At 44.4% G+C, this 358-nt stretch carries 1 protein-coding gene; it reads right to left on the reverse strand.

Features of this window, described 5'->3' with window-relative positions:
- Window positions 1–338: hypothetical protein (locus tag LI114_RS13805; protein ID WP_227221145.1), on the reverse strand; the 338-nt coding region annotated here is incomplete at its 3' end.
- Window positions 339–358 lie beyond the last annotated feature (20 nt).

Raw genomic sequence — 358 nt, forward strand, 5'->3', positions numbered from 1 at the left:
TCCCAATACTCGCCCTCGTCCATGTGAGGAATGATCATTACGCCGTCGATGTTTTTGTAATCTTCATCAAAACCTGTTCCGGGCAAAGCGCACATGGCAAAGTATTTTTCATCTTTGGCTTTAAATGCGACCATTTTGGTCTTGTAGCCTGTGATACTTCCTCTTCCATCGCTTACTGCGGAAAATGATTTCGTGAAGATAAGATTACTGGTCGAGTCCCAATCGTACTCGATGTCTTTTGCAGCCGCAGACGGAATGACAGTAGTAGCCATCATGACGGCAGCAGCAGCCGTTGAAACAACACGTTTCAGCAGCGTGCGAATTTTACTTTTAAACATAGAATCTCTCTCCTTTTTTG

It is taken from the genome of Ruminococcus sp. 210702-SL.1.03, assembly GCF_020559915.1.
GTDB lineage: Bacteria > Bacillota > Clostridia > Oscillospirales > Ruminococcaceae > YE71.